Genomic DNA, 6,226 nt, shown 5'->3' on the forward strand with positions numbered 1-6,226 from the left:
CGCCTACGCCTTGGCGATGCTCACCCGCACGCCGTCACCGATTTCGGCCCCGTCGGCCGGCTCGCCGAATTCGAAACTGGTGGCCAGGATTTCGCCCGCGATGAGGTCGCGGTGGGCGCGCGCCCAGTCGGCACGCTCGGCGGGCACCGCCATCACCACCGAAATCCGGTCGGAGACATCCAAACCCGTCGACTTGCGCAGCTCCTGCAGCTCGCGGATCCGGTCCTTGGCCCAGCCTTCGGCCTCGAGCTCCGGGGTCACCGTGCCGTCCAGCACCACCAGGCCCGCCCCGTCGGGCAGGGCCGCGGTGAATTCCGGGTCGGCCGCCACCAGCCGTGAACTGTATTCCTCGGGTTGCAGGACCGCGGGCCCGGCGGTCAGGGTGCCGTCCGGGTTGACGACGCCCTCCCCGGCCTTGACCGCCTTGATCGCCGCCTGCACGTCCTTACCCAGCCGCGGCCCGGCCACCCGGGCGTTGACGGTGAGTTCGAAGCGGCCGTAGGTGTCGATCGCATCGGTCAGCTCGACGCTCTTGACGTTGAGCTCGTCGGCGATCAGGTCGACGAACGGCTCCAGCCGTTGCGGATCCTGCACCGCCACAGTCAGTTTCGGCAGCGGCAGCCGCACCCGCAGCTTCTTGGCCTTGCGCAGCGAGGACGCGGCCGAGCAGACCTCGCGGACCTGGTCCATCGCGGCGACCAGGTCGGGGTCGGCGGGCAGGTCACCGGCTTGCGGCCAATCGGTCAGGTGCACCGACCGCTGCGAAGTCAGGCTGCGCCAGACGATCTCGGTCACCGACGGCAGCAGCGGCGCGGCCAGCCGCGCCGTCACCTCCAGCACGGTGTGCAGGGTGTCGATGGCGTCGACATCCTCCTCCCAGAACCGCGAACGCGACCGTCGCACATACCAGTTCGTCAGCGCCTCGGTGAACTGGCGCAGCTGCTCGCAGGCCCGGGAGATGTCGCAGGTGTCCATCTCGTGGGTCAGGTCGTCGCGCAGCTCGGCGAGCTTGGCCAGGATGTAGCGGTCCAGCACCTGCGTCGAATCGGTGCGCCAGGTGCCGACTTTGGGCGCGTAGAGGGCCAGGAAGCTGTAGGCGTTCCAGAACGGCAGCAGCACCTGGCGCACGCCCTCGCGGATGGCCTGCTCGGTGACGATCAGGTTGCCGCCACGCAGGATCGGCGAGGCCATCAGGAACCAGCGCATGGCGTCGGAGCCGTCCCGGTCGAACACCTCGCTGACATCGGGATAGTTGCGCAGCGACTTGCTCATCTTCTGGCCGTCGGAGCCCAGCACGATGCCATGTGCCACACAGGTTTTGAAAGCGGGCCGGTCGAACAGCGCGGTGGCCAGCACGTGCAGGGTGTAGAACCAGCCGCGGGTCTGCCCGATGTACTCGACGATGAAGTCACCGGGATAGTGGGTGTCGAACCACTGCTCGTTCTCGAAAGGGAAGTGCACCTGGGCATACGGCATCGAGCCCGAGTCGAACCACACGTCGAGCACGTCGGGGATCCGCCGCATCGTGCTGGCCCCGGTCGGGTCGTCGGGGTTGGGCCTAGTCAGCTCGTCGATGAAGGGCCGGTGGAGGTTGGTGGGCCGCACCCCGAAGTCGCGTTCGAGTTCGTCGAGGCTGCCGTAGACGTCGATGCGCGGGTACGCGGGGTCGTCGGATTTCCACACCGGAATCGGGGTGCCCCAGTAGCGGTTTCGGGATATCGACCAATCGCGGGCGCCCTGCAGCCACTTGCCGAACTGGCCCTCCTTGACATGCTCGGGATACCAGGTGATCTCCTGGTTGAGTTCGACCATGCGGTCCCGGAATTCGGTGACCGCGACGAACCACGACGACACCGCCCGATAGATCAGCGGGTTGCGGCAGCGCCAGCAGTGCGGGTAGGGGTGCTCGTAGGTTTCGTGGCGCAGCAGCACCGCCCCGTTGGCCGCGGCCGGACCGGTGCCGTTCTTCAGGTCGCGGATGATGTGCGGGTTGGCGTCAAACACGTGCTGCCCCTGGTAATCCGGGACGGTGGCATCGAATCGGCCCTTGGAGTCGACGGGGGTGACCGGCACGATGCCGGCCGCCTCTGAAACCGCCATGTCGTCCTCGCCGTAGGCCGGCGCCATGTGCACGATGCCGGTACCGTCCTCGGTGGTGACGAACTCACCGGGCAGTACCTGAAAGGCGTTGGCCGTATCCATGAAATACGGAAACGGCGGCAGGTAGCGGGTGCCGAGCAGGTCGGCGCCCAGATGGGTGGACAGGATCTCGGGTTCTTCCCCCAGCTCGCGGGCGTAGCCGGCCAGCCGCGGTTCGGCCAGCACGAAGCGCCGGTCCCCCACCCGCACCTGCACGTACGTCACGTCGGGATTGACGGCGACGGCGAGGTTCGAGGGCAGGGTCCACGGTGTGGTCGTCCACACCAGCAGGTGGGCCCCGTCCAGCGGACCGCCGACCACCCTGAACCCCACCGTCAGGGCGGGGTCCTGGCGGCTCTGGTAGACGTCGTCGTCCATCCGCAATTCGTGGTTGGACAACGGGGTTTCGTCGCGCCAGCAGTACGGCAGCACCCGGTAGCCCTCGTAGGTGAGGCCCTTGTCCCACAGTCGTTTGAACGCCCAGATCACCGACTCCATGTAGGGCAGGTCCAGCGTCTTGTAGTCGTTGTCGAAGTCCACCCAGCGCGCCTGGCGGGTGACGTAGGCCCGCCATTCGTCGGTGTAGCGCAAAACCGAGGCCCGGCACGCGTCGTTGAACGCGGCGATGCCCATGTCGTCGATCTGCGATTTGTCGGTGATGCCGAGCTGGCGCTCGACCTCGAGTTCGGCCGGCAGGCCGTGGGTGTCCCAGCCGAAGCGGCGCTCCACCCGGTAGCCGCGCATGGTGCGGTAGCGCGGCACGATGTCTTTGACGTAGCCGGTCAGCAGGTGCCCGTAGTGCGGCAGCCCGTTGGCGAACGGCGGGCCGTCGTAAAACACGTATTCCGGGGCGTCGGCACGCCGCGCGATGCTGGCCCGGAAGGTGTCGTCGCGGGCCCAGTAGTCCAGCACCTCGAGCTCGAGCGCCGGAAAGTCGGGCGCCCCGCCGGCCGGCCTCGGGTAGGCCTGGACGGAGTCCACCGGCTGAGCCTCGAGGTCAGCTTCGGAATGGTCGGTCACGTTGCGCGTTGTCTCCTGTGCCACGGTGCAAACCGGGGACGACGACGCGCTGGCTGCGCGAGCGCCGCGGTACCACCCCGCTTGCCGCGCTTTCGCGTGGCCACTCGATGACGGCTGTGACGGGCCTACCCGTTCGGTTCTACTGAGCCGGCCCGGCATGCCAGGACGGCGGTTCTTCCGAAGGCTCCCCGGTGATGGCCGGATCGATGCCAGTAAGACGATTCTACGAAGGCCCGCAAATCCGCGTTTTGCCCGACGTTCATCGGAATTGCTTTCAGGCCCGGACTTCGAGGACACCGACGCGCCACAGCGCGGCGTACACGTGACGCAGCGGAACGCTCAGCAGGCGAGCGGCGCCGTCCACCAGCGGGTCGCCACCGGCGCCGAAAGCCGCGTTGCCGGAGCGGCGGCGGCGCTTGGCCTCGGGAGCCGGGGCGGGGGCCGGAAAGGTGTCGGGGTCGCGCACCACGGTCAGTGTGCGGGTGGGCGCTTCGGCTACGTCGTAGAAAGCTGCGGTCATTATCGCCTCCTAGAGGGGAGAACCAACGGGGACTGATTGGACTGATGTGTCCCATCCCGCGTTGGTTCCGATCTCAGAACGCTTGGCCGATAACGACGTAGCGTTGCGACGACTCAGCCGAGAAGGTCGCGCCGGAGACCGGATCGGGACGAAACACAGTTCGGACTTCGGTCCGGACTGTCGCTAGAACGCATCTGTCCCTCACCTCCTCGCGGTCACGACGCATGCGCGGTCGCATGCAATCTATGCGCAGCAGAGGAGCAGAACCCGACGACCGTCGGAGATCCGCACCCCTCTCGTCAGAGCTTTGGCACCACACGACGTGTCCTGGCCTGGAAGAACAAATCCGAGCCGGAAGCCACCTGGGCTCAACCCTTAAGCCGGGAGGAGCTGTCCTGACCCGGGGCGTCTTTCGACGTTCGGGGTCAGTGGCCTGTATTCGTGTAGACGCCTCACCTAACGAGGTGCTTACCGGACCGATGATGCACGACGGGTTTGGCCGGGTCAAATCCCTGGATAGCGTGTCGGGGATTCTCTACGCAATCGCGCGGGAGGCCCACAGCATTCGGCCAGGTTCAGGGCCCTGACCTGGGCAGATGACCCGTCGGATCACTTGTCGATCAGGCCGTCGAGCCGGCCGATGGTGTCGATGAACTCGTCGACCATGTCGAGCACAACCGAGCGGGTGGAACGAACGCGATCGAGCGAGCCCACCACCTGCCCGACAAAATAGGTGGCCAGCTCACGCGCCTTGGCGCCCTGGTGGGCGGCGGCCTGGTTGATGCGCACCTGCGGCTCGGTGATCAGCGCGGTCTGCAACGGCATGCCCAGCGGATCCGGGTTTTCCGGGCGCTCCCACTCGTCGGTCCAGGCGGTGCGCAGCATCCGCGCCGGCTTGCCCGTCATCGAGCGCGACCGCACCGTGTCCGACGAGCTGGCGGCCAGGAATTTCTCCTTGACCACCGGCACCGTCTCGGCCTCTTCGGTGGTCAGCCAGACCGAGCCGCACCACACTCCCTCGGCGCCCAGGGCCAGCGCCGCGGCGATCTGGCGGCCGCGGGCGATTCCGCCGGCGGCCAGGACGGGCACCGGGGCCACGGCATCGACGACCTCGGGGACCAGGACCATGGTCGCCACTTCGCCGGTGTGACCGCCCGCCTCGGTGCCCTGCGCGACGATCAGGTCGACGCCCGCGGCGGCGTGCCGTTGTGCGTGCCGGGTGGTCCCGGCCAGCGCGGCCACCAGCACGTCGTGGTCGTGCGCGCGGTCGACGAGGTCCGCCGGGGGCGGGCCGAGCGCGCTGGCGATCAGCCGGATGTTGTGGGAGAAGGCCACGTCGAGCAGCGGCTCATAGGTCTTGGGCGAGATGTTCAGGCCACCGATCGATCCGCGCGGCTCCTCGGCGGTCGCCGTGATTCCGTAGCGCGCCAGCAGATCCTCGACGAACGCGCGGTGCTCCTCGGGCAGCAGGGTGCGGGCCTGGGTGGTGTCGATGCCGCCTTGCTCGACACCGATGTATTTGGGCGGCAGCAGCAGGTCGACCCCGTAGGGTTTGCCCCCGGTCTGCTCCTCGATCCAGGTCAGCTCGTTCTGCAGGCGTTTGGGACTGTGGGCGGTGGCGCCCAGGATCCCGAACCCGCCCGCGTGGTCACGGCGGCCACCACGTCGCGGCAGTGGCTGAAGGCGCAGATCGGGAATTCCACTCCGAGCATCTCGGCGACCCTGGTTCTCATTGCCCGACGCTAAGAGTTATCCATTGCCAAGTCAATCGGCCACGGGGCCTGGGCAATTCAGTGCGGGCGCCCCTAGGGCGGATGGGGCGACCCGCTTCGCCCGGCTGCGCCGCGCTCGCGATCGCCCCTAGGGCCGATGGGGCGACCGGCCGTCCGGCGGCCAGCTCGACACGCCTTCCTCCAACGGCACCTCCAAGCTCTGCAGGATCGACGCCACCATCCGCCAGGCACCGATCACGGTGACCAGCTCGACGAGAATCGTTGTGTCACCGTTGAATTCGCGCTCGCACGCCGCCCAGTTGGCGGCGCTGACCGCACCGTCGCGCACCACGTCGTCGGTGGCCGCGAGCACGGCGCGCTCGATGGAGCCAAAACCGGCGTGGTTCGGCCAGTCCCGCACGCCCAGCAGATCGTCGGCCGGAACACCGAGCCGTGATGCGACCCGCCAGTGCTGCGTCCATTCGTAGTCACAGGCGGTGAGCCAGCCGATCCGCATGATCACCAGCTCGCGCAACCGCGAGTCGAGGGTTCCATGCCAGAGCATGGTGGCCAGCAGGTCGTTGATGCCGCGCGCCAGTGGCGGATGGTTGAGCAGCACCTGGAAGATGCTGAGTTCGGCCATGTAGTTGGGGACGGCCGCTTCGTCGGCGGCGGCCTTGGCTTCGTCGAGCGGTAGTCGAGGCAGGCGCGCTGTTGTCATCGGATGAGCACTCCTCCGTGCGGGCGGTACCGTCGCGTTCTACCGTCATGGTAGTCAGGCACAGGGGGCTCGGCGGTCAGCTCGGCAGTGGGAGATCTGCCAACGCGCTCAAAG

3 protein-coding genes, 1 pseudogene and 1 riboswitch are annotated in these 6,226 nt (G+C 67.9%); all 4 genes and pseudogenes read right to left on the reverse strand.

Annotated features, from left to right (window positions below; translation table 11 throughout):
* Positions 1-3: 3 nt before the first annotated feature.
* The 4 genes and pseudogenes from ileS to ACIUM1_RS03635 all read right to left on the reverse strand — a co-directional run bounded on the left by ileS (position 4) and on the right by ACIUM1_RS03635 (position 6,112).
* Complete coding sequence (gene ileS, locus ACIUM1_RS03620) at positions 4-3,120, reverse strand: isoleucine--tRNA ligase (RefSeq protein WP_406817513.1); 3,117 nt, start codon at positions 3,118-3,120, stop codon at positions 4-6.
* A gap of 313 nt (positions 3,121-3,433) precedes the next feature.
* Entirely contained in the window at positions 3,434-3,679 is a 246-nt protein-coding gene (locus ACIUM1_RS03625) for an Rv1535 family protein (RefSeq protein ID WP_406815924.1), read from the reverse strand.
* A 284-nt stretch (positions 3,680-3,963) separates the two neighbouring features.
* A riboswitch (M-box (ykoK) riboswitch) is annotated at positions 3,964-4,150 on the reverse strand.
* Positions 4,151-4,288: 138 nt separating this feature from the next.
* Positions 4,289-5,412 (reverse strand): annotated as a pseudogene (locus ACIUM1_RS03630) (NAD(P)H-dependent flavin oxidoreductase).
* Between the two features lie 127 nt (positions 5,413-5,539).
* The gene (locus ACIUM1_RS03635) at positions 5,540-6,112 is read right to left on the reverse strand and encodes a carboxymuconolactone decarboxylase family protein (protein ID WP_406815925.1); all 573 of its coding nucleotides are present in this window, start codon (positions 6,110-6,112) and stop codon (positions 5,540-5,542) included.
* Between the last annotated feature and the right edge of the window lie 114 nt (positions 6,113-6,226).

The organism is Mycobacterium sp. M23085, from assembly GCF_045343915.1.
Lineage (GTDB): Bacteria > Actinomycetota > Actinomycetes > Mycobacteriales > Mycobacteriaceae > Mycobacterium.